This is a genomic window from Pseudomonas sichuanensis, from assembly GCF_024749065.1.
Taxonomy (GTDB): Bacteria; Pseudomonadota; Gammaproteobacteria; order Pseudomonadales; family Pseudomonadaceae; genus Aquipseudomonas; species Aquipseudomonas sichuanensis.
Genome location: NZ_CP087185.1, coordinates 1,658,530 through 1,678,704, shown reverse-complemented (window position 1 = coordinate 1,678,704; position 20,175 = coordinate 1,658,530). Strand labels below are relative to the sequence as shown.

The window sequence follows — 20,175 nt, the reverse complement described above, 5'->3', positions numbered from 1 at the left end:
GCCATGAGCCCCGACATCCTCACCGAACAGCTGAGCCTGTTCCTCGACGTACTGGAAACCGGCAGTTTTTCTGCCGCCGCTCGCCGCCACCCACTGACCCCCTCGGCCGTGGCGCGGCGCATCGACAACCTGGAAAGCGCCGTCGGCAGCCGCCTGTTCGCCCGCAGCACCCACGCCGTGCGCCCCACGCCCGCCGGTAACGCCTTCGCCGAACGGGCCCGGCGCATCATCGAAGAGTTGCGCCTGGCACGGGCCGAGGCGGTATCGCTGAGCAACGCCCCCGAAGGCTTGATTCGCATCGATGCCCCGGCGGCCTTCGGTCGCCGCCACCTGGCACCGGCCATTGCCGACTTCCTGGTGGCCTACCCCGGGCTGGACGTGCAGTTGCGCCTGATCGACAGCTTCGTCGACCTGCACGGCAGCCACCTGGGCGAAGTCGACCTGGTGCTGCGCGCCGGCCCCCTGGCCGACACCCGCCTGGTGGCCACGCCCCTGGCCTACATGGTGCGTATCGCCTGCGCAAGCCCCGGGTACCTGGCCAGCCGTGGCGTGCCCGCCTGCCCCAGCGAGCTGCCCGGGCATGACGGCCTCGACTGGGACGGCCTGGCGCCGCCGTTCGCCTGGCGCTTCACGGTCGATGGCCAGGCGCGCCTGTACCGGCCCACGCGCATGCGCATGACCGCCAACAATGCCGAAACCTTGCTGTTCGGCGCACTGGCCGGCCTGGGCATCGCCCACCTGCCCACCTGGCTGATCAGCGACTACCTGCTGCGCGGCGAACTGCTGCCACTGTTCTGCGACAACGGCCTGCCCGCGCCGGAGAGCAGTGGCATCTATGCGCTGCGCCTGGAACATGAAACGAACTCTCGCAGCCGCTTGCTGCTCGAATTCCTCAAGAGCCGCTTCAGCCCGGTGCCCCCCTGGGACCTGGCCTTACGCAGCGAGCTGCGCTGGCAATGAGCGCGCTAACCTTCAGCGTGCTAGATTTTCACCTACACCGATTTCAAGGACCTGCATGAACGCCAACCCCCAAGCCCCCTGCGACGAGCTGCTGCTGGACAACCAGGTCTGCTTCGCCCTGCATTCGACGTCGCTGCTGATGACCAAGGTCTACAAGCCCCTGCTGCAGGCGCTGGGCCTGACCTACCCGCAGTACCTGGCCATGCTGGTGCTGTGGGAGCAGGACGGCCTGACCGTGGGCGAGATCAGCCAGCACCTGCTCACCGACCCCGGCTCGCTCACCCCGCTGCTCAAGCGCCTGGAAAGCGAGGGGCTGCTCAAGCGTACCCGCAGCCGCGAAGACGAACGGGTGGTGCTGGTGCAACTGACCGACAAGGGCCGCGCCCTGCAACAGCAAGCCCGGGACGTGCCGCACTGCATCCTCAAGGCCAGCGGCCGCACGGTCGAGCAACTGGCCAAGCTGCAGGCAGAACTGATCGAACTGCGCGCGAACCTGCAAAAAAACCTCTGACGGCTATGCTGGGTGATGGCCGTTCGGACGAGTGGCCGAACATTTAACTTGCGCGCAAACTAATTGCGCGCTAAGTTTTATCCCGTACCCACCCAGCGCCCCTTCCATCAACGGGCGCATAGCATATGAACGAGGCTCAAGATGCAAAAGGTCACTCCGCTGTACATCGCAGAAGCCACTTCCACTGGCGGCCGCGACGGTAAATCCCGCTCCAGCGACGGCAAGCTGGAAGTCAAGCTGAGCACCCCTAAAGAGCTGGGCGGCGCTGGCGGTGACGGCACCAACCCCGAGCAGATGTTTGCCGCCGGCTACTCGGCCTGCTTCATCGGCGCCCTGAAGTTCGTCGCCGGCCAGGAGAAAAAGGCCCTGCCGGCCGATGCCTCGATCACCGCCAAGGTGGGTATCGGGCAGATTCCCGGTGGCTTCGGCCTGGACATCGACCTGCACATCAACCTGCCGGGCCTGGCCCAGGGCGATGCCGAAGGGCTGGTGGAGAAGGCGCACAAGGTCTGCCCTTACTCCAACGCAACCCGTGGCAATGTAGATGTGCGGTTGCATGTGACCGTATAACAAAATGATCGCGGGGCAAGCCCGCTCCCACGCTGGTCGCATCCTGGCGTGGGAGCGGGCTTGCCCCGCGATGTTTATCAGGCACAAAAAAACCCGGCCAAGGCCGGGTTTTTCGTGCTCATCGCAAGAAGGATTACTTCTTGGAACGGCCCTTGAAGCTGTTGTCGCGAGTGTCGATGTCGATCCACTCGTCGATCTGGATGAAGTCGGCAACCGAGATCTCGGTACCGTTCTTCAGCTTGGCAGGCTTCATGACCTTGCCCGAGGTGTCGCCACGTGCGGCGTTCTCGGTGTAGACAACCTGACGGCTGATGGTGGTCGGCAGTTCTACCGATACCAGGCGGCCTTCGAAGAACACGGCTTCGCAGATGTCTTCCATGCCTTCTTCGATGTACGGCAGAACGGCGTCGATGTCTTCGGCGTTCAGTTCGTACATGGTGTAGTCGGAAGTGTCCATGAAGGTGTACGAGTCACCGCTGATGAACGACAGGGTCGCTTCTTTGCGATCCAGGATCACGTCGTCCAGCTTGTCGTCCGCACCGTATACGGTTTCGGTCTTGTAGCCGGTCAGCAGGTTCTTCAGCTTGGTCTTCATGATCGCGCTGTTACGGCCCGACTTGGTGAACTCAGCTTTCTGAACCAGCCACGGGTCGTTATCGATCCGCAGTACGGTACCGGGTTTCAGCTCTTTACCAGTTTTCATTACGAAGTATCCGAATCTGGATGGATTTATAAAAATCGAGGCCGCGTATCATAGCGAATTTCGGTAAAACTGTACCAGTCTCGTGGCGAGGTCCGGCTGAGCGGCCTGTTCGGCGCGCCACTGGCGGGCATGGGTGCACAACTCAGCCCAGTGCGGCTGCAGCCTTTGCCAGGCCTGCCCCATCGGCTGATCCATGTTCCAGGCACGCCACATCGCGGTCAGCGCCAGGCCAGCGGCGTCCGACAGCCCACGACGGTAAATGGCCAGGAAGGCTTCGAGTTTTTCCCAGTGGGCGTTCTCTTCCTGGATATAGATATGCCACAACATCGGCGCGCCGGCCCATTGCGCGCGCACGAACGAATCCTCGCCGCGCACGGCGTTGAAGTCGCAGCTCCACAGCAGCTTGTCGTAATCGTCCTGGCTGACGAACGGCAGCACCTGCACGGTCAAGGCGCCGCGCCGATGCAAGGCCCCCACGGGCAGCTCGGGCTCGCCCAGCCAGCGGCCCAGATCCCCCAGGATGCGCCCCTGCGGCACCAGCAGGTGAACCGGCTGCGCATCGGCCGCCAGCGCATCGAGCCAGTTGCACAACTGCGGGTTCTCGTAGGCGAACAGCGAAATCAGCCGCGCGCCGTCCTCGGGCACAACGCCTAACTCGGCGAGGAAGCTTGCGCGCTCGAACGCCTCGCGGCGCGGCAACAAGGCGCGCTCGCGCAGCAGGCCACCGGTTTTTTCAGTGAAGCCCGGGAAGAAGAAGATCTTGCGCAGCCCGTTGGCCTGCGGCGAGGGCAGCCCATGGCAACCCTCGACCCAGTCCTCGGCACTGAGGTAGTCCAGGTTCAGCCACAAGGGCGGCTTGGGCTGCCGGGCCATGGCCTCGACGAACGCCGGCGGCAATTGGCAGGCAAAGGCCCCGATCACCACCTGTGCAGGCGCTGCGCCCTGCCATTCGGCGGCCCAGCGGCGCACCTCGACGCCCTCCTGCCATTGCTGGTCGGCATCGCAGTCCAGCGTCGGGCACAGGCGTGCGAAGGACTGCAGGTCATCCACCCACAGGCGCACGCCCAGCCCATGCTCGGCCACCAGCTGGCGGGCCAGGCGCCAGGTCACGCCGATGTCGCCATAGTTGTCGACGACCGTGCAGAAGATGTCCCAGGTGGTTTTCATCGCCACGTCCCGTTACCTGCAAAAAAGACCGCGGATTCTGCGCACAAATGCGCGCCGACAAAAGCGCCGCGCTAAAAAAACCTGCCACGCCATGCGACAATGCCGCCATCGATCCGCCCTGCCAGGAGGCCGCCATGCCCCGCTCCCGCGAACTGAAGATCACCCTCAAACCCGTGCAACTGATCCTGTGCGTCGCCTTCGGCCTGTGGCTGGGGGCCGTCGCCATCGCTCTGAGCCTGTGGCTGGCGCAGCGCCTGTGGCCGGAACAGGTGCAGCCGGTGGCCCAGGCGGTCGCCCCGGCCATCGTCCAGCCGGCGCCCGCCAGCGCGCCCGCGCAACCGGAAGATGCCCAGGCGCAGATGTTCGAACGCTACAAGGACATCCTGCACCAGCAGCAATTGCAACAGGCAGCCGAAACCGCCCAGGGCAGCCCGCGCAACCTGAACAACCCCAAGTGCCAGTTCTGGCTGCAACAGAACCGCACCGCGCCGACCGACAAGAGCCAGGCCAACGTGCTGGAGTTCTGCTACTGAGATGAACAAGACCAGCCTGCTGCAGCGCATCATCGCCACCCTCGAGCACGACATGGAAGTGCTGCGCCAGGCGGCCCAGACCGCCTATGAAACGGCCACCGCCGAAGAGAACATCGCCGAGAACAAGTACGACACCCTGGGGCTGGAGGCCTCCTACCTGGCCACTGGCCAGGCCCGGCGCACCGCCGAGATCCGCCAAGCGCTGCTGACCTATCAGCAACTGGTGCTGCGCGACTATGACCCGGCGCGGGGCATTCAGATCGGCTGCCTGGTGACGCTGGAAGATGAAGACGGTCGCCAGCGCCTGCTGTTCCTCGGGCCGGAAGGGGCCGGGCTGAAGATTGGCGAAGGTGATGCCTTGGTAACAGTGATCACCCCGCGTGCGCCCCTGGGGCAGCAACTGCTGGGCAAGAAGCTGGATGACGAGGTGAGTCTGGTGGTGAATGGGGTGATGCAGGTGCAGTTCATCGTCGCCGTCGTGTAATCAATGGTGCAAGCCTGCCTCCACACGCTCTTGCAAGCTGTGCCGAACCTGTGGGAGCCGGCTTGCCGGCGATCACCGGCGAAGCCGGTGCCCGAGACTGCGGCGCCTGCATCGCCGGCAAGCCGGCTCCCACAAAGTGCCGCGATGGTCATTGCAACGCGTTGAACCGCCCCGCCAACCCCTGTTCGGCAAACTGCTCCACCACAAAATCGATGAACGCCCGGGTCTTGCCTGGCAACAGCTTGTGTTCGGCGTAATACAGGCTGATGTTGCCATCGTCCACGTACCAGTCCGGGAGCACGCGCTGCAGCTTGCCCTCGGTCAGGTACGGCAAGGCAAACGGCAAACTCACCAGGGCAATCCCCAGCCCCTGCCCGGCCACCGCGCAGGCGGCATCTGAGTCGCTCATGGTCATGCTCTGCGGCAATTGCAGCGGGCACTGCTCCTGCCAACGGCTGGTCAGCGGCCAGGCACGCACGCGGCCGGTTTGCGGCGAACGGATCAGGATGCCTTCATGCTGCGCCAACGCACTGGGATGCTCGATCGGCGGGTGCCGCTGCAGGTACGCCGGCGCCGCCACCAGCACCCGGTGCGCCGGGGTCAGCTTGCGCGCCACCACTCCCAGCGGCAGCTCGAAACCACCGCCGATGGCGGCATCGAAGCCCTGCCCGATCAGGTCGACCTGGCGGTTGTCAAAATGCCAGTCCGGGGTGATCGCCGGGTAACGCCGCAAGAACTCCCCCAACAACGGCAGCACATACAGCCGCCCGAACACCGTGCCCATGCTCACCCGCAGCACACCCGCCGGCTGGCCCTCGGCACTGGCCAGGTTGGCCATGGCGTACTGGATGGTGCGCAAGCTGTCGCTGACTTCCCCCAGAAATCGTTGCCCCGCCTCGGTCAGGGTCAGCTTGCGGGTACTACGCTGGAACAACCGCACGCCCAGGCGCGCTTCCAGCTGGGCGACGTTCTTGCCGACCGCCGCCGGGGTCAGCGACAGGCGCCGGGCGGCTTCGGCAAAGCTGCCTACTTCAGCGCTGCGAACAAAGCATTCAAGGTGACTGAACGATTCCATGGCTTGGATTCTCAACCAATGGTTTACTCAGATGATCGTGATTACCATCTTATCAGTGGGTAATCATCGGTCGATACTGCGCCCATCCAAGGCAACCTGCCTTGCTTGAATACTGGAGATCAGCATGTCCCAAGCACTTCCCCTGAGCGGCAAAGTGGCCCTGGTCCAGGGCGGTTCCCGTGGCATCGGCGCGGCCATCGTCCGCCGCCTGGCCCGCGACGGCGCCAAGGTGGCCTTCACCTATGTCAGCTCCGCCGCCACCGCCGAAGCCCTGGCCGGCGAGATCACTAATGCCGGCGGCCAGGCCCTGGCTCTGCGTGCCGACAGCGCCGAGGCCGCTGCCGTGCAGCAGGCCGTGGCCGACACGGTCAAGGCCTTCGGCGGGCTCGATATCCTGGTCAACAATGCCGGCGTGCTGGCGGTGGCGCCGGTGGCCGAGTTCGACCTGGCCGATTTCGACCGCATCCTGGCGGTCAACGTGCGCAGCGTGTTCGTCGCCACCCAGGCCGCCGCGAAACACATGGGCCAGGGTGGGAGGGTCATCAACATCGGCAGCACCAATGCCGAGCGCATGCCGTTTGCCGGCGGCGCGCCGTATGCCATGAGCAAATCGGCGCTGGTCGGCCTGACCAAAGGCCTGGCCCGTGACCTGGGGCCGCAGGGCATCACGGTGAACAACGTGCAGCCAGGGCCGGTGGACACCGACATGAACCCGGCCAGCGGCGAGTTCGCCGACAGCCTGATCCCGCTGATGGCCATCGGGCGCTATGGGCAGGTGGAAGAGATCGCCAGCTTCGTGGCCTATCTGGCAGGGCCGGAGGCGGGCTATATCACCGGCGCCAGCTTGACTGCCGATGGTGGGTTCTCGGCCTGAGACACGCGTCTCCTGGCAGACCTAATCGCTGGCAAGCCAGCTCCCACAGGAATCAGGCAATAGATGTGGGAGCCGGCTTGCCGGCGATGAGGCCAGCACAGGCAGCTACATACTCAGCCATCGGCCCCTGGCTCTGCTCCATCACCTGCAGAAACGCCCGCGCCGCTGGCGTCGGGCTGGGCGACCACACGGCATACAAATGCCGTACCGGCGCATCCAGCAACGGCACCACCGCCACCCCGGCAAAACCCCGGGCGATCCGCTCCGGCACCAGCCCCACGGCCATGCCGCGCTGGACGAACTTTTCCACCAGGCGAATATGGCCGATCTCGAACTGCACCCGATGCATCAACCCCGCTGCCTGGAATGCTTCGTCGGTCTGCCGGCGCGCGCCAGTGCCTTCGGGGAAGTCCACCAGCACCTCGGCGGCCAGGTCCGCCAGGGCCAGCTGCGCCCTGCCCGCCAGGGCATGGGTGGGCGGCAGCACCGCCACCAGTTCCTCACGCGCCAGCAGGCGATGCTGCACGCCCTGCAGCACTTCGCCCTGCCACAAACCAACAAACCCCACGTCCAGGCGCCGCTCGCACACGTCGGCCATCAGCAGCTCGCTCTTGGCGGTCAGCCAGCGCACGTCGACGTCCGGGTGGCGGCGATGGAACACCGCCAGCAGGTCGACCAGGTCGAGCGCGGTGAGCGAACTGATTTCACCGATCGACAGGCGCCCGCGCACCTGGCCACAGGCGGCGGCCACGTCATCGGCAATGCGCCTGGCGGCCTCCAGCGCCGGCCGGGCACTGAGCACGAAAGCTTCGCCGGCATGGGTCAGGCGTACCCGCCGCGAGCTGCGCTCGAACAGGCTGACCCCCAACTGCGCCTCCAGCCGCGCCACCTGGTGGCTGAGCGCCGACTGCACCACATGGCAGCGCTCGGCAGCGCGGGTGAAACTGCCGGTATCGGCCACCGCCAGGGCGTACTCGAGCTGCTTGAGATTCATCGATCTATCTGCTTTTTAGATGGACACGCTGAAAACTATACATTGGCGTCATGCCAGACACTTCCTGATACTGGCCGCCATTCCACCTTGCCTGCCATGAGACAACCATGAACGCCCCCACTCTCAGCCGCGCCTTGATCCTGTTGATGGCCACCGCCACCGGGCTGGCCGTGGCCAGCAACTACTACGCCCAACCGCTGTTGCACAGCATCGCCGAGCAGTTCGGCCTGAGCACCGCCGGCGCCGGCACCATCGTCATCGCCGCCCAGCTCAGCTATGGCGCCGGCCTGTTATTGCTGGCACCGCTGGGTGACCTGTTCGAACAGCGCCGGCTGATCGTGACCATGGTGCTGATCGCCACTGCCGGCCTGGTCATCAGCGCCTGCGCCCCCAGCCTGCCCTGGCTGATCCTCGGCACCGCGCTGACCGGGTTGTTCTCGGTGGTGGCGCAGATCCTCGTGCCGATGGCCGCCGCCCTCAGCGCCCCGGACCAGCGCGGCCGCGCCGTGGGCACGCTGATGAGCGGCCTGCTGCTGGGCATTCTGCTGGCGCGCACCGCCGCCGGCTTCATGGCCGAACTGGGCGGCTGGCGCAGCATCTACGTATTGGCCGCGGTGCTGATGGCACTCACCGCCCTCGCGCTCTACCGCAGCCTGCCGCAACACCACAGCCATGCCGGGCTCAAGTACCCGGCGCTGATCGGCTCGGTGTTCCGCCTGTTCATCGAAGAGCCGGTACTGCGCCTGCGTTCGCTGCTGGGGCTGTTGGCGTTCAGCCTGTTCGCGCTGTTCTGGACGCCGCTGGCGTTCCTGCTGAGCAGCCCGCCGTACCACTATTCCGACGCAGTGATCGGCCTGTTCGGCCTGGCCGGTGCGGCCGGGGCGCTGGCGGCCAACTGGGCCGGGCGCCTGGCCGACCGCGGCAAGGGTTCGCTGGGCACCACGGTGGGCCTGGCGGCGCTGCTGCTGTCGTGGCTGCCGCTGGCCTTTGCGCAAAGCTCGCTGGCGGCGCTGCTGCTGGGCGTGCTGCTGCTGGACCTGGCGGTGCAATTGGTGCACGTGAGCAACCAGAATGCGGTGATCGTGCTGCGCCCTGAAGCGCGTACACGCCTCAATGCCGGCTACATCACCTGCTATTTCATCGGCGGCGCGCTGGGCTCGTTGCTGGGGACGCAGTTGTTCCAGCGGCATGGCTGGAACGGGATCGTCGTCGCCGGGGTGGTGATCGGCGCCGTGGCGCTGGCGGTGTGGGGGTTGGCGGAGCGCAAACGGGTGAAGTTGCAGCCGGAGGTGGCCTGACCTTCAAGGCCGCCAATGGCTTTCATCGCCGACTGACACGGGCACCGCAGTGTCTCTTTCGCGGGTAAACCCGCTCCCACAGGGTCACGCGATCCCTGTGGGAGCGGGTTCACCCGCGAACACGGGCATAGCCCGTGCCAGGCAATGAGGTGTCATCTTCGCGGGTAAATCGCAGCGGCGAACCGCCGCTCCCACAGGGGTCACAGCTTGCTGGCGATGAATGCCTCATCCACCCGCGCCAACTGCGTCTCGCTCAACACCCCCGCCTGGTAGTGCAGCTTGATCCAGGCCAGCAGGTAGTCATACCGCGCCTGGGCCAGGTCGCGGCGGGTGGTGGCCAGCTGTTGCTCGGCATTGAGCACATCCAGGTTGACCCGCTCGCCGCCCTGCACGCTCTTGCGCGTCGACACCACCAACGCCTCGGCCGCCACCAGCGCTCGCTCGTAGGCACGCAGGCGGCTGGCCCCGGACTGGCAGGCGTTGTACTGCCTGCGCAGCTCGATCAGGGCGCTGCGGGTAGTGCCGTCCATGGCGTACTCGGCCTGCTCCAGCTGCCGGCTGGCCTGACGGGTCGAGGCCGAGACAGCGCCACCGGCGAAGATCGGCACGCTGACCTCGATGCCGACGGTGTTGGTGTCGTAGCGCTGGTTGTAGGTGTTGCCGCTGTCCGATTCCTGGCGCCGCGAGGTGGCGAACGCGGTGACCCTGGGCAGGTGCCCGGCGCGGTTGCGTTCCACTTCCTGACGCGCCACTTCCACAGCCTGACGCGACGACGCCAGCTGTGGATTGTTGGCCACGGCCCGTTCCTGCCAGGCGTCATAGCCGCTGGGCTCGACCGGCGGCAGAACGAAGCCGGCCGAAAGCGGCGCGAGGTCCTCGACCCGCACCGCAGGCTCGCCGATCAACGCGCCCAGCTCGCGCAGCGCGGCATCCTGCTCGTTGCGCGCCTGGATCTCCTCGGCATCGGCCAACTCGAACCGGGCCTGGGCTTCGAGGATGTCGGTACGGGTGCCTTCGCCGGCATCGAACAGCCGTTGGTTCTGCTGGAACTGCTGGCGGTAGGCCTGTTTGCTGGCCACGCTGATGGCGATCTGGTCCTGGGCGAACAGCGCCTGGGTATAGCTGGTCATTACCCGCACCAACAGTTGCTGGCTCTGATCGCGGAAGTTTTCGTCGGCGTACAGCGCCTGGGCCACGCCCTTGCGGTAGCTCGAATAGGCTTGGTAATCGAACAAGGGCTGCTGCAGGGTGAAGCTCGACCCCATGCTGTTGTAGGTGCGGTCCTCGGTCTGGCGCCGAGAATCGCCAAGGTAGGACACCTCGGAATCGTTGCGCCCGCGGTTGTAGTTGTACGACAGGTTCGGCAACAGCCCGGCGCGGCCGATGTCACGATAGGCCTGGCCGGCCTCGTGTTCCTTGAAGGCGGCCAGGTAGGTCGGGTCGCGGCGCAGCGCCTGCTCGTAAACCTGGAACGGCCCCATGGCCGCCTGCGCGGCCGTCGGCAGCCAGGCGCAGGCCGCCAGCAGCCCGATCAATTGCAGCTTGTTCACACGCAGTCCTTATTGTTCGGTCAAGGCGCTGCCTGCACGGTCGAGCAGGGGCTTGAACAGGTAGTTGAGCAGTGAGCGTTCGCCGGTACGTACGAACAGTTCGGCGGGCATGCCCGGGCGGATCGACAACCCTTGCAGGCGTGCCAGCGCCGCGTCGCTGACGCTGCTGCGCAGTACGTAATACGGCTGGCCGGTGCGTTCGTCGATCAGTTGGTCGGCCGACACCAGCGCCACTTCGCCGGTCACCCTGGGCGTGCGGTTCTGGTTGAACGCGGTGAACAGGATGTCCACCGGCAACTGTGGCGCCACCTTGTCCACCAGGTTGACCGGCAGGCGCCCTTCCACCTCCAGCGCGGTGCCCTGGGGGACGATTTCCAGCAAAGTGTCACCGGCACGCACCACCGCGCCCTCGGTGTGCACGCCCAGGTTCACCGCGATGCCGTCGGCCGGGGCGAGGATCTCGCTGTGCTGCAGGTCGAAACGCGCGGAATTGAGCTGCTGCTCAAGCGTCGCCGCTTTCACCTGGGCCTCGGCCAGCTGGCTGCGCACTTCTTTCTGGTACTCCTCGCGGCGCTGTTGCAGGTTGAACCGCGCCTCGACGATCACCTGTTCAAGCCGTGCGCTTTCGCCAGCGTTCTGCGCCAGGTCACGCTGCACCTGCGACAGCTGGCGCTGGTACTCCAGCACCCGGTTGCGCGGGATGTAGCCCTCGCCGGCCAGCGGGCGCAGGCTGTCCAACTGCTCGCGCAACGAATCGGCCTGGGCCTGCAGGTCGCCGCGGGCACGGCGCATGCCGGCCAGCTGGGCCTGGGAGCCATCGAGGCTGGCGGCCAGGGCGCCCTGCTCGCGGGCCAGGGCCTGGCGCCGGCTGTCGAACAACTGGCGCTGGCCTTCGAGGATCAGCCCCAGCCTGGGGTCGGCATCGGCGCTGAGCTCGGCGGGAAACTGCAACTGGCCAAGGTTGTCGCGCTCGCTCTGCCAGCGCGCCAGGCTGGCGCGGCTCATGCGGTACTGGGCCTGCAGCGCGTCGACATCGGCCTGCACCTGGGTGCGATCAAGGCGAAACAGCGGCTCGCCCTGGCGCACCTGCTGGCCTTCGCTGACCAGGATCCGGCTGACCACGCCGGCAGCCATGGACTGCACCGCCTTGCGCTTGCCCGACACCACCACCGTGCCTTGCACCGGCACGCCCTGATCGAGCGGCGCCAGGCTGGCCCAGGCCATGAACCCGCCAAAGCCGACCAGGGTCAGCAGCCAACCCAGGCGTACATGGAAACGCGCATCGCGCTCATGCCGGCTCATGCGCCACCTCCGGCCTGCAATGGGCGTTGCGCCTGGCCCTGGCCAAGGGCGTGGAGAATGTCGCGGGCCGGGCCGAATCCCTGCATGCGCCCTTCGTTGAGCACCAGCAGTTTGTCGGCCTGGGCCAGTGCCGCGCTGCGGTGCGTCACCAGCACCACGGTGCGGCCCTGGGCCTTGAGCTGCATCAGGGCGCTGGCCAGGGCGGCTTCGCCGGGGCTGTCGAGGTTGGAGTTGGGCTCGTCGAGCACGATCAGGCAGGGGTTGCCGTACAGCGCGCGGGCCAGGGCAATGCGCTGCTTCTGCCCGCCGGACAGGTCGGCGCCCGCCTCGCCCAGGCGGGTGTCGTAGCCCTGGGGCAGGCGCAGGATCAGCTCATGCACCCCGGCCAGGCGCGCGGCCTCGACCACTTTCTGGCCATCCAGCTCGCCGAAGCGGGCGATGTTCTCGGCAATGCTGCCGCGCAGCAGCTCGATGTTCTGCGGCAGGTAGCCAATGTGCGGGCCAAGGGCTTCACGGTCCCATTGCTTGAGCTCGGCGCCATCCAGGCGCACATGTCCGGCCAGGCTCGGCCACACGCCGACCAGCACCTTGGCCAGGGTCGACTTGCCCGAGCCCGAGGCCCCCAGCACGCCCAGCAGTTCACCCGGCGCCAGGCTGAAGCTCACCTGCGCCAGCGTGGCCAGGTTGCGCCCGGGCGGGCCGGCGCTGAGCTGCTCCACCGCCAGGGCACCGCTGGGTGCCGGCAACGGCATGGGCGCCGGCGGCTCGGGGTGATCGTGCAGCAAGCTGCCCAGGCGCTGGTAGGCCAGCTGGGCGCCGCTCCACTGCTTCCACACCGCGATCAACTGGTCTATCGGGCTGAGCACCCGGCCCATGAGGATGGAACCGGCGATCATCATGCCGGGCGTCATCTGGCCCTCGATCACCAGCAGTGCGCCCAGGCCCAGTACCAGCGATTGCAGGCACAGGCGCAGGCCCTTGCTGCTGGCGGTGATCACCGCCGAGGTGTCGCTGGCGCGGTTCTGCAGGTCGAGGAAGCGCCCGTGCAGGGCGAACCAGCGCTGGCGCAGGGCGCCGAGCATGCCCATGGCCTGGATGCTTTCGGCGCTCTGCAGCTGGCTTGCGGCGAGCATGGTCGATTGCTGCTGGACGTTGCTGGCCTCGGCCAGGGTGGCATGGGTCAGGCGCTCGTTGAGCACGGCCAGGCCGACCAACAGCAGTGCGCCGACCGTGGCCATCACTCCGAGCCATACATTGAACAGGTAGATCACCGCCAGGTAGAGGGGGAACCAGGGGGCATCGAAGAAGGCGAACAACGCAGGCCCGGTGACGAACTGGCGCAATTGGGTGAGGTCGTTCAAGGCTTGCCCGGCAGCGCCGTCACGCTGGCGCAAGTTACGCTCGAAGGCCGCGCGATACACACTCAGGTTGAAACTTTTCTCCAACTGGTTGCCCACGCGAATAACAATGAAACTGCGCACCGCCTCGAGTGCGCCGATATATACAAAGAAGCCGACGACCATCAAGGTCAGCATCCACAACGTTGTGGTGTTCTGCGAACTCAGTACACGGTCGTACACTTGCAACATATAAATGGAAGGTACCAGCATCAATACATTGATCAGTGCGGTAAAACAGCCAACACTGATCAAGGTCGACTTGTAGTTGCCGAGCGCCGCCCACAAGGGTGCCCCGGGCTTTTGGCTCGGTTGTTTCATGTTTCGCCCTTATTGGCCCGGCACTGCAAAGTGCCGGGCGGGGGTTATGGGTGCTGGCGTTCGAGTATCAGCGGCGTGCCGTCTGGAGCAGTCCAGCCATAGCGCAGGGCGCCTTCGCGGCTGAAGTGCACCACGCTGCTGCCGTCCCCGCCCACCAGAGCCAGGGTATCCGGGGTTACCAGCCAACTGCCGGGACGCAGGCCGATCAGCTGCGCGACACAATCCAGATCGCCGCCCAGCACGCCTTCGTTGGCGTCAAGGCGCAACTCACAGGCCTGCGCTTGCTGGCTTTCAGGGTAAAGCTGCCAACGCCCGGCCAGTTGCGCGGGGTTGGGGAGTAACAGGCTGCTGGCCATACTGACCTCGGTCATCACCATCAGGAGGATCGCCCACACGGCGATCATTGGTTTGCAAAAAGGCATGCGTCAACCTCAGCTCAAAAGGGGCGGCGCACGCACGCCGCCCCCTCGTGCATCAGACCACGATGTCAGTGACAGCGGCCTGGCCAACGGTGGTCACCAGGAAATCGCCGAGGCTGTTTCCGGTGAAATCGATGGTCAGGCTGCCCAGGTTGGTGGCCTGGTCGTAGCTGAGGATCGCCTCGCCGGCATGGCCGGTGAAGGCGTTGACGAACTGCAGCGGCAGCTTGTCCACGGCGAAGGCGGCCATGCCCGACAGGTCGATCTTGTCCTGGCCGCTGGTGAAGTCCATGATCCGGTCCGGTGCCGCCTTGGTCGAATCACTGACCGCGCCGAACACGAAGGTGTCCGCGCCGGCGCCGCCCCACAGGGTATCGGCACCGCCACCGCCGTAGATGATGTCGTTGCCGGCCCCGCCCTTGAGCAGGTTGGCCACGGCATTGCCGATCAGCAGGTCGTTGCCCGAACCGCCGAAGGCATTTTCCACGGTGACGCCCTTGGCGATGGACACGTTGCCGACCATGCCGCCCACGTGCGAGAACGATGCCTCGTTGAGGTTGATCTTCTGGTTCTGGGTGAAACCGGAGAAGTCCAGGGTGTCGTTGCCGCCGCCGTCCCACACCGCGAACACCACCTTCGACGACGCCGAGGTGGCCGAGTAGAAGTCGCGATCGGCGGTGGAGTTGAAGCCATACACCGTGTCGCCCGAGCGGGTCGCGTAGTTGGCGCCGTAGAGTTTCTGGATCGCCGCGATATCGTCCAGCAGTGGCGCCGAGGCGTAGTACTGCCCGCCGCCCTTGACGAAGTTCTGCGAGGTGTTGCTCTCGCTCCAGTAGCTCATGACGCTGTAGCCGCGGGTGTCCTGGGCGTAGGTGGCGTCGCGGTAGGTCGGGTTGCCATTGCCGGCGTTGTAGTCGCCGGGGTGGGACAGCCCGAGCACGTGGCCGATTTCGTGGGTGAGGGTCTGGCGCCCGTAGTTGCCGGTGCCCGGGGTGGTGTTGACCTGGTAGCCGCTGTTGATCAGGTACCAGGATTCACCCTTGTGCGAGCCCGGCTGGTCGAACGGCAGGTAGGCGAAGGCCGCGCCGCCGTCGTTGGCGCTGTAGTTGCCGAAGGTCATGTGACCGTCGCCGCCCGACGCCGCCTCGGTGAAGGTCACCTTGGCCACGTCCGCCCAGGACTGCATGGCGAGCTTGGCCTGGTCCTTCTGCAGGCTGCTGAACTGGCTGAAGCTGCCCAGTTCGCGGCTGTAGAAGTCCGACGGTGCGCGGTTGAGGAAGGTGTAGGTGAGGCTGATGGTGCCGTCCTTGTTCAGGTCTTTCCAGGCCGCGCCATCGCGCAGGATGAAATCGGCCGCCTGGTCGACGGTGTAGGACGCTTTGCCGTTGATGTTGGCGCCGCCGCGATCGTACTGATGGGCGAAACGGTCGATCAAACCGGCGGAGGCACTCGGCCCTTGCGGTTGTAACGCAGAAGTGGCCGAAACACTGGCATTAACTTGGACTTTCGACATGCAGGTTACTTCCTTGTTTACGAACAAGCAGTTGATGTCAGACAGGAGTCTCCCACTTGGCGAGTTCATCCTGTCACTCGCCCTTATGAGGCGCAAAAAAACTGACACAAAGTGAAACTTTCTGTCCAGCGTTTTCTGACAGAACTTTTTCGTTTGTGAACACCGACACTGCCATGCCCTTATTTGCGCAAACTGTTATTACCCCGGCAAACCTGGATAAAACCATGAGCCCAATTAATGACTCAGTGGTTTTTATTCATCCGCTCGAAGTTTACTTATGAAAACGCGACCACTTGATGTTCATTCGAAGCATCATTTCGTTTAGGCGCTTTACTGCGCGACAACCGGCCGCACGACCCTCCGTCGCCTGGCCGTTGACTTGCCCGCGCCCACGGCGCTCATTAGGCGTTGGTCAAATGCCCTTTCCCGACAGGACGACACGATGACAAGACTCACGGTGCAATCCGGCGATTTCTTGCAAGGTGAAGGCGAGTATCGCAATGGAGCGCTCACACTCAAGACCCCGCGCAGCCCCTCGCCTGGCGAGCGCATTTCCCTCACACGCATCCAGGAGCTGAAACTGGCCAACCTGGAATCGACCCGCAGCCTCGGCGGCGCCCTGGGTTGGGGCATGGCCGGAGCACTGGTGGCCGGGCCGGTCGGCCTGCTTGCCGGCCTGCTGCTGGGTGGCAAGGAGGACGAAGTGACCTTCATCGCCACCTTCAAGGATGGTCGCAAACTGCTGGCCATCACCGACGGCAAGACCTGGTCAAAGATCGACGACAACTGGCGCCGGCATCAACGGCCAGTCGCCGCCTGAATTCACCCGGGGCCCATACGTTTTCTCCCTGAGTGCCTGCGTTTGCAGGCACTTGCCCGTGCGCGCCTGTTAACATGGCGCCCTTTTGCATCCGCCTGACCGGCGCAACGCCGGCGGGTCAGCCCTGCCCGACACCTGCCCTGCCGACCGCCGCCGACCGATAACGGCGGCGTCGGTATTTTCAAGGAGCCCCGCATGACCCCGCTTCGCCCCCGCCTGCCCCTTGGCCTGCTCGGCCTTGGCCTTGCCCTGCACGGCGCCCATGCCCTGGCAGCAGACAGCGTGACCCTGGCGCCGGTAAAGGTCACCGAGGTGTACGGCAGTGATGGCTACCAGGCCCGCGAGGCGCAGGTCGGCGGGCTGCACAATGCGCCACTGCTCGATACCCCGGCGGCGGTCAGCGTGTTCAGCCGCCAGCTGCTCGACGACCGCCAGGTGCGCAAATTGAGCGAAGTGCTGCAGAGCGACGCCTCGGTGGGTGAAAGCTATGCGCCGGTCGGTTACTACGAGAACTTCAACGTGCGCGGTTTCGAGCTCAATGCCGCCAGCAGTTACCGGATCAACGGCCAGACCATCGCCGGTGAGCAGAACGTGGCACTGGAGAACAAGCAGCAGGTCGAGTTGCTCAAGGGACTTTCGGGGCTGCAAAGCGGCGTGTCGGAGCCTGGCGGGCTGGTCAACTACGTGACCAAGCGCACGGAAGACGTGCGCACCCTCAGCGTTTCCAGCAACGAACAGGGCGAACGCTACCTGGCCACCGACCTGGGGGGCTGGTTCGGCGCCGAGCGCCAGTTCGGCCTGCGCGTCAACCTGGCCCATGAAGACATCCGCAGCTATGTCGACCATGCCGACGGCAAACGCGACTTCGCCTCGCTGGCCGCCGACTGGCAGATCAACCCCGACGCCGTGCTGGAACTGGATGCTGAATACCAGCACCGCGAGCAGTACTCGGTGCCGGGCTACCAACTGCTGGGCGGCAGCCAACTGCCGCACGATGTCGACCCCAAGGACCACCTGGCCTGGCAGCAGTGGGCCAAGCCGGTGCAGAACGACTCGCTGAACCTGGGTGGGCGCTTCAAGTACCGCTTCAACGATGACTGGAACGGCACCTTGAGCGCGTCGCGCAGCAAGGTGGTGATCGATGACTACAGCGCGTTTGCCTGGGGCTCCAGTGAAGGCGCGTTCTTTGCCAGCAACGGCGACTACGACATCTATGACTTCCGCAGCCCGGACGACACCCGGCGCACCGACGAGGCCCAGGCCATGCTCGATGGCCGCTTCGACGCGTTCGGCGTGGGCCACGAACTGACGGTTGGTGCCAGCGCCCAGCGGCGCACCCTCGACCAGCGCCCGTACTACAACGAGTGGCTGGGCACGGGCAACATCTACACCGGTGCACCGGCGCTTGCGCCGTCCGACAAGCCCATCGGCGACAGCGAACGCCGCCTGGACAGCCGCCAGTACGGCCTGTTCGTCAGCGACCGCATCACCTTCGACGAACACTGGCAGACCGTGATCGGCGCTCGCGAAGTGCGCCTGGACGAGAAGACCTGGGATGAAAACGGCATCGCCGGCCGGCATACCCGGCAGTACCAGTTGCTGCCCAACGCCGCGCTGATCTACAAGCCGCAGGCGGATACCACGCTGTACGCCAGCTACTCCAAAGGCCTTTCCAGTGGCGGCACGGCGCCTTGGTTCGCCAGCAACGCCGCCGAGATCCTCGCCCCCACCCTGTCGCGCCAGCTGGAAGTGGGTATCAAGCGCGACTGGCAGGGCATGAGCTTCAGTGCCGCGCTGTTCCAGATCCGCCAGGCCTACCAGTACGCGCAGCCGCAGGACGACGGCAGCTTCACCTATGTGCAGCAAGGCCAGCAGAAGAACACCGGCCTGGAACTGGGCGCCAGCGGCTGGATGACCTCGAAACTGCAGGTTCAGGCCAGTGCCGCGGCGATCCGCGCCCGGGTGCAGGACAGCGGCACCGACGCCTATGAAGGCCATCAGGCGATCAACGTGCCACGCCTGCGCGCCGCGCTGCACGCCGACTACGCCCTGCCCGTGCCGGGCCTGGCGCTGCTCGGCGGCGCGCGCTACAGCGCCAGCAAATACGCCAGCCAAGCCGGCAACGTCGAAGTCGGCGGCTACACCGTGTTCGACCTCGGCAGCCGTTACAGCACCCGCTTCGGCGGCTATGACACGGTGCTGCGCCTGACCGTGGACAACGTGTTCGACAAGCGCTACTGGCGCGACGTGGGCGACTACCTGGGGGACAACTACTTGTTCCAGGGCGCTCCGCGTACTGCGCGGTTGTCGGCTTCGGTGAGTTTCTGACGCAAAGCGCCTTCTGTGGAAGCGGCGGTTCGCCGCTGCAATCTACCCGCGAAGCAAGCACCGCGCAGCATGGCACCGGCGTTGCCGGTGTTCGCGGGTGAACCCGCTCCCACATGGGCCGCGCTAACCTCGAGGCAAGCATCGTACCTGTGGGAGCTGGCTTGCCAGCGATGAGGCCAGCACTGACAACATAAGACAGTTGCTCCCATAGGGTTCATGGGGCTGACGGATCAGCCAAAACAAAAAGCCCCCGAACCTTTCGATTCGGGGGCTTCTCGTAGAATGTGGCGGTGAAGAAGGGATTTGAACCCTTGATACGATTTCTCGTATACACACTTTCCAGGCGTGCTCCTTCGACCACTCGGACACTTCACCGTTTCTCTTCAAGCTGTTTAGCCTGTCGAGGCGCGCTAATTTAGTAGAAGAGTCTTTCTTTGGCAAGCATTTTTTTCAGAATTTTCATGCGCTTAAGCCAATCAGCCGAATTCTCTCGGTTATCAAGGCAAAGCTGCCATTGTGGCCTGCGCTTTTACCTGCCGCAGATGCGCCGGCCCGATGGCGCGAGGGGTAGCGGCCTGGCGCTGACCAACCGGTCAGCCTTGGTGCTTTACCTGGCAGGCGACGCTGGGTAACGTCGTCGCCACGCCCCCCTAAGGACTCTGCCATGAGCGAGCTGATTACCTACCACGCCGAAGACGGCATCGCCACCCTGACCCTGAACAACGGCAAGGTCAACGCGATCTCGCCGGAGGTCATCAAGGCGTTCAACGCCGCGCTCGACCGCGCCGTCGAGGAACGTGCAATCGTGATCATCACCGGCCAGCCGGGCATTCTCTCCGGCGGTTACGACCTCAAGGTGATGACCGCCGGCCCTAAAGAAGCCGTCGGGCTGGTCACCGCTGGCTCCACCCTGGCCCGCCGCCTGCTCTCGCACCCCTTCCCGGTGATCGTCGCCTGCCCAGGCAACGCGGTGGCCAAGGGCGCCTTCCTGCTGCTGTCGGGCGACTACCGCATCGGTGTCGAAGGCCCCTACAAGATCTGCCTGAACGAAGTGCAGATCGGCATGACCATGCACCATGCCGGTATCGAACTGGCCCGTGACCGCCTGAGCCGTGCAGCCTTCCAGCGTTCGGTGAACAATGCCGAGGTGTTCGACCCGCAGGGCGCGGTGGACGCTGGCTTCCTCGACAAGGTGGTGCCGGCCGAGCAACTGCTGGAAACCGCCACCGCGGTCGCCCGCGAAATGAAGAAGCTGAACATGCTGGCGCACAAGAACACCAAGCTGAAGGTGCGCAAAGGCCTGCTGGAGGTGCTGGACGAGGCCATCCTGTCGGACCAGAACCACCTGGGCTGATT

The 20,175-nt window shown here is 65.3% G+C and carries 19 protein-coding genes and 1 tRNA gene; 10 read left to right on the top strand and 10 right to left on the bottom strand.

What is annotated here, in order from left to right:
• Nucleotides 1–3: 3 nt before the first annotated feature.
• The 3 genes from LOY51_RS07775 to LOY51_RS07765 all read left to right on the top strand — a co-directional run bounded on the left by LOY51_RS07775 (nucleotide 4) and on the right by LOY51_RS07765 (nucleotide 2,041).
• Complete coding sequence (locus tag LOY51_RS07775) at nucleotides 4–960, top strand: LysR family transcriptional regulator (RefSeq protein WP_110996498.1); 957 nt, start codon at nucleotides 4–6, stop codon at nucleotides 958–960.
• A gap of 55 nt (nucleotides 961–1,015) precedes the next feature.
• Entirely contained in the window at nucleotides 1,016–1,471 is a 456-nt protein-coding gene (locus tag LOY51_RS07770; protein ID WP_125463187.1) for a MarR family winged helix-turn-helix transcriptional regulator, read from the top strand.
• A 141-nt stretch (nucleotides 1,472–1,612) separates the two neighbouring features.
• The gene (locus tag LOY51_RS07765) at nucleotides 1,613–2,041 is read left to right on the top strand and encodes an organic hydroperoxide resistance protein (protein ID WP_125463186.1); all 429 of its coding nucleotides are present in this window, start codon (nucleotides 1,613–1,615) and stop codon (nucleotides 2,039–2,041) included.
• Nucleotides 2,042–2,174: 133 nt separating this feature from the next.
• On the opposite strand, the gene efp is transcribed toward LOY51_RS07765, so the two are convergent.
• On the bottom strand, nucleotides 2,175–2,744 hold the full coding sequence (gene efp, locus LOY51_RS07760; protein WP_125463185.1) for an elongation factor P: 570 nt from the start codon (nucleotides 2,742–2,744) through the stop codon (nucleotides 2,175–2,177).
• A 48-nt stretch (nucleotides 2,745–2,792) separates the two neighbouring features.
• A complete protein-coding gene (earP, locus tag LOY51_RS07755) occupies nucleotides 2,793–3,911 on the bottom strand; it encodes an elongation factor P maturation arginine rhamnosyltransferase EarP (RefSeq protein ID WP_258645560.1) in 1,119 nt (372 codons plus the stop codon).
• Between the two features lie 134 nt (nucleotides 3,912–4,045).
• Here earP and LOY51_RS07750 point away from each other — a divergent pair, with 134 nt between their 5' ends.
• Together LOY51_RS07750 and LOY51_RS07745 are read left to right on the top strand one after the other, a co-directional pair.
• Nucleotides 4,046–4,444 (top strand): hypothetical protein, encoded by a 399-nt coding sequence (locus tag LOY51_RS07750; protein ID WP_125857863.1) that lies wholly within the window; start codon nucleotides 4,046–4,048, stop codon nucleotides 4,442–4,444.
• Nucleotide 4,445: 1 nt separating this feature from the next.
• Complete coding sequence (locus LOY51_RS07745; RefSeq protein WP_258645558.1) at nucleotides 4,446–4,928, top strand: GreA/GreB family elongation factor; 483 nt, start codon at nucleotides 4,446–4,448, stop codon at nucleotides 4,926–4,928.
• A gap of 148 nt (nucleotides 4,929–5,076) precedes the next feature.
• Here LOY51_RS07745 and LOY51_RS07740 read toward each other — a convergent pair whose 3' ends face one another.
• Nucleotides 5,077–6,003, bottom strand: coding sequence for a LysR family transcriptional regulator (locus tag LOY51_RS07740; protein ID WP_258645557.1), 927 nt, complete (start codon nucleotides 6,001–6,003; stop codon nucleotides 5,077–5,079).
• Nucleotides 6,004–6,121: 118 nt separating this feature from the next.
• On the opposite strand from LOY51_RS07740, the gene LOY51_RS07735 reads away from it, so the two are divergent.
• Complete coding sequence (locus LOY51_RS07735; RefSeq protein WP_374046943.1) at nucleotides 6,122–6,877, top strand: 3-oxoacyl-ACP reductase family protein; 756 nt, start codon at nucleotides 6,122–6,124, stop codon at nucleotides 6,875–6,877.
• A 52-nt stretch (nucleotides 6,878–6,929) separates the two neighbouring features.
• On the opposite strand, the gene LOY51_RS07730 is transcribed toward LOY51_RS07735, so the two are convergent.
• Complete coding sequence (locus LOY51_RS07730) at nucleotides 6,930–7,871, bottom strand: LysR family transcriptional regulator (protein ID WP_258645555.1); 942 nt, start codon at nucleotides 7,869–7,871, stop codon at nucleotides 6,930–6,932.
• A 107-nt stretch (nucleotides 7,872–7,978) separates the two neighbouring features.
• Between LOY51_RS07730 and LOY51_RS07725 the strand changes: the two genes are divergently transcribed.
• Nucleotides 7,979–9,169, top strand: coding sequence for an MFS transporter (locus LOY51_RS07725; protein ID WP_258645554.1), 1,191 nt, complete (start codon nucleotides 7,979–7,981; stop codon nucleotides 9,167–9,169).
• 200 nt (nucleotides 9,170–9,369) lie between these two features.
• Here the strand turns inward: LOY51_RS07725 and LOY51_RS07720 are convergent, their stop codons facing one another.
• From LOY51_RS07720 to LOY51_RS07700, 5 genes are read right to left on the bottom strand one after another with little or no spacing between them, the layout of a single operon-like run.
• Nucleotides 9,370–10,719: a TolC family outer membrane protein gene (locus LOY51_RS07720; RefSeq protein ID WP_374046915.1), complete on the bottom strand. Its 1,350-nt coding sequence runs from the start codon at nucleotides 10,717–10,719 to the stop codon at nucleotides 9,370–9,372.
• 9 nt (nucleotides 10,720–10,728) lie between these two features.
• Nucleotides 10,729–12,021 (bottom strand): HlyD family type I secretion periplasmic adaptor subunit, encoded by a 1,293-nt coding sequence (locus LOY51_RS07715; RefSeq protein WP_258645553.1) that lies wholly within the window; start codon nucleotides 12,019–12,021, stop codon nucleotides 10,729–10,731.
• A complete protein-coding gene (locus LOY51_RS07710; protein ID WP_125857856.1) occupies nucleotides 12,018–13,739 on the bottom strand; it encodes a type I secretion system permease/ATPase in 1,722 nt (573 codons plus the stop codon). The genes LOY51_RS07715 and LOY51_RS07710 overlap by 4 nt, the downstream gene beginning before the upstream one ends.
• Before the next feature lie 44 nt (nucleotides 13,740–13,783).
• A complete protein-coding gene (locus tag LOY51_RS07705; RefSeq protein ID WP_258645550.1) occupies nucleotides 13,784–14,161 on the bottom strand; it encodes an AprI/Inh family metalloprotease inhibitor in 378 nt (125 codons plus the stop codon).
• 52 nt (nucleotides 14,162–14,213) lie between these two features.
• A complete protein-coding gene (locus tag LOY51_RS07700; protein ID WP_258645548.1) occupies nucleotides 14,214–15,671 on the bottom strand; it encodes a serralysin family metalloprotease in 1,458 nt (485 codons plus the stop codon).
• A 442-nt stretch (nucleotides 15,672–16,113) separates the two neighbouring features.
• Between LOY51_RS07700 and LOY51_RS07695 the strand changes: the two genes are divergently transcribed.
• Nucleotides 16,114–16,491 carry a hypothetical protein gene (locus LOY51_RS07695; protein ID WP_125463173.1) on the top strand — a complete coding sequence of 126 codons (378 nt, stop codon included), beginning with the start codon at nucleotides 16,114–16,116 and terminating at the stop codon, nucleotides 16,489–16,491.
• A gap of 195 nt (nucleotides 16,492–16,686) precedes the next feature.
• Nucleotides 16,687–18,819 carry a TonB-dependent siderophore receptor gene (locus LOY51_RS07690; RefSeq protein ID WP_258645545.1) on the top strand — a complete coding sequence of 711 codons (2,133 nt, stop codon included), beginning with the start codon at nucleotides 16,687–16,689 and terminating at the stop codon, nucleotides 18,817–18,819.
• 285 nt (nucleotides 18,820–19,104) lie between these two features.
• On the opposite strand, the gene LOY51_RS07685 is transcribed toward LOY51_RS07690, so the two are convergent.
• Nucleotides 19,105–19,194 (bottom strand) — tRNA-Ser (locus LOY51_RS07685).
• Between the two features lie 289 nt (nucleotides 19,195–19,483).
• On the opposite strand from LOY51_RS07685, the gene LOY51_RS07680 reads away from it, so the two are divergent.
• Entirely contained in the window at nucleotides 19,484–20,173 is a 690-nt protein-coding gene (locus LOY51_RS07680; RefSeq protein ID WP_125857852.1) for a crotonase/enoyl-CoA hydratase family protein, read from the top strand.
• Nucleotides 20,174–20,175 lie beyond the last annotated feature (2 nt).